This is a genomic window from Streptococcus suis (assembly GCF_046032535.1).
Classification (GTDB): Bacteria; Bacillota; Bacilli; order Lactobacillales; family Streptococcaceae; genus Streptococcus; species Streptococcus suis_AK.
On sequence record NZ_JARQPL010000068.1, the window covers coordinates 1 to 2,230 of the forward strand.

The following is a 2,230-nucleotide window of genomic DNA, read 5'->3' on the forward strand; positions in this document are numbered from 1 at the left end:
GTAACCGCCCAATAACAAGGTATCTATCTAATCACTCCCTCCTCCTGTATACTGTTATAAAAAACAAAACTGGAGGATTTATTATGTCACAGCCCATCGTCCCATTGACTGTTCCCAAATCTAGATGCTTTGAAAAGAAAAGTAGAAATGATATTCTGATGAAAATTCATCTCGGAAAAGTGGAAGTCACATTCTTTCACTCTATCAACCATGAAGTAGTGGAAACAATCTTGGATAAGGTACTGCACTATGACCATCCGACTCAGTGATTTAGGTCAAGTTTACTTGGTCTGCGGGAAAACGGACATGCGTCAAGGAATTGATTCTCTCGCCTACCTTGTCAAAAGTCAATTCAATCTGGATCCCTTTTCAGGTCAGGTCTATATCTTCTGCGGAGGTCGAAAAGACCGATTCAAAGCTCTTTATTGGGATGGACAAGGATTTTGGTTATTGTATAAACGTTTTGAAAATGGGAAATTGACCTGGCCAAACAATGAAGAAGAGGTCAAGGCTCTAACTTCCGAGCAAGTCGACTGGCTCATGAAAGGATTTTCTATCATTCCAAAAATAAATGTTTCAAAAAGTCGTGATTTCTATTGAAATCATGGCTTTTCTTTGTGTATAATGAGATAAAAAGAAGGAGGTAAGTTCATGGAGACACAAGATAAAGTGATTGAAAGTCTAACAAAAACCATTGAAATCATGACCAACGAGTTGACCCTCCTTCGTGAACAGGTAGAGTATCTGAGACAGAAACTCTACGGAAAATCATCAGAGAAGGTCGTATATCAACCAGGTCAGCTGAGCTTGTTTGGGGAGGAAAACCTCCCTGAAGAAGAAGCTGACTTACCCAGTTGAAACGGAGACCATCACCTATAAACGCAAGAAAGCTAAGGGAGTTCGTCAGGCTATTTTCAGCCAGTTCACTCCAGAGATTGTGCATCACGAATTGCAGGGCGAAGACTGCACTTGTCCAGACTGTCATGGTCAGCTGAAAGAGATTGGCTCAACTGTTCAACGACAAGAGTTGGTCTTCATTCCTGCACAATTAAAGCGGATTGACCATGTTCAACACGCATACAAGTGTCAGGCTTGTAGTCAGACGAATCTGAGCGATAAGATTATCAAGGCTCCAGTTCCTAAGGCACCTTTGGCACACAGCTTGGGTTCAGCTTCTATCATCGCCCATACTATTCATCAGAAGTTCAATCTGAAGGTGCCCAATTACCGTCAGGAAGAGGATTGGAACAAGCTGGGTCTGCCAATTAGTCGGAAGGAAATAGCCAACTGGCATATCAAGTCTAGTCAGTATTATTTCGAGCCGATTTATAACCTGTTGCACGAGAAATTGTTGGAGCAGCCTATTCTCCATGCGGATGAGACCTCCTACAAGGTCTTAGAAAATGATAGCCAGTTGACCTTCTACTGGACTTTCTTGTCTGGGAAACATGAGAAAAATGGAATTACCCTCTATCATCATGACAAACGACGGAGTGGCTTGGTTGTGGAGGAATTTCTTGGAAATTATGCGGGCTACGTTCATTGTGACATGTGGAGTGCTTATCGTCAGTTAGACAAGGCACAGCTGGTTGGCTGTTGGGCTCATGTTAGGCGAAAGTTCTTTGAAGCGACTCCTAAGAAGACAGACAAGACCTCCTTAGGAGCCAAGGGTTTAGCCTACTGCGACCGCCTATTTGCCTTAGAGAATGACTGGGCAGACTTGTCTACTGAGGAACGGCTACATAAACGTCAGACAGAGTTGGCTCCCTTGATGGACGACTTCTTTAATTGGTGTCGCAATCAGGCCGTTTTGCCAGGCTCCAAATTGGGCACTGCAATGGAGTATAGCCTCAAATACGAAACCACCTTCCGAAACGTTCTCTTGGACGGTGACCTAGTCCTATCCAACAATATAGCTGAGAGGGCTATGAAGACCTTGGTGATGGGCAGAAAAAATTGGCTGTTCTCTCAAAGCTTTGAAGGAGCCAAGTCGACAGCTGTCATTTTGAGTCTTTTAGAAACAGCTAAGCGACACGGCCTTGATGCAGAGAAATATATGACCTATCTTCTAGAACACTTACCTAATGAGGAGACGCTCGCAAAAAAAGAAGTTCTGGAGGCTTATTTGCCATGGAAGGAAAAAATTAAAAGAGCGTGTAAATAGAAAAAGGTTCCAGAGTCGACAGGACTTTGGAGCCTTTTTCAATACACTTTGTTATTGGGCGGTTAC

Annotated in this window: 4 protein-coding genes; all 4 read left to right on the top strand. The window is 43.2% G+C overall.

What is annotated here, in order from left to right:
- Positions 1–83: 83 nt before the first annotated feature.
- The 4 genes from P7J58_RS11215 to P7J58_RS11230 are packed head-to-tail and all read left to right on the top strand — an operon-like array spanning position 84 to position 2,164.
- The gene (locus P7J58_RS11215; RefSeq protein WP_408556364.1) at positions 84–269 is read left to right on the top strand and encodes a hypothetical protein; all 186 of its coding nucleotides are present in this window, start codon (positions 84–86) and stop codon (positions 267–269) included.
- The gene (tnpB, locus tag P7J58_RS11220) at positions 250–600 is read left to right on the top strand and encodes an IS66 family insertion sequence element accessory protein TnpB (RefSeq protein WP_408556365.1); all 351 of its coding nucleotides are present in this window, start codon (positions 250–252) and stop codon (positions 598–600) included. The genes P7J58_RS11215 and tnpB overlap by 20 nt, the downstream gene beginning before the upstream one ends.
- Before the next feature lie 51 nt (positions 601–651).
- A complete protein-coding gene (locus P7J58_RS11225; RefSeq protein ID WP_408556366.1) occupies positions 652–858 on the top strand; it encodes a transposase in 207 nt (68 codons plus the stop codon).
- On the top strand, positions 812–2,164 hold the full coding sequence (locus P7J58_RS11230) for an IS66-like element short variant transposase (RefSeq protein ID WP_408556367.1): 1,353 nt from the start codon (positions 812–814) through the stop codon (positions 2,162–2,164). The genes P7J58_RS11225 and P7J58_RS11230 overlap by 47 nt, the downstream gene beginning before the upstream one ends.
- Positions 2,165–2,230: the final 66 nt, after the last annotated feature.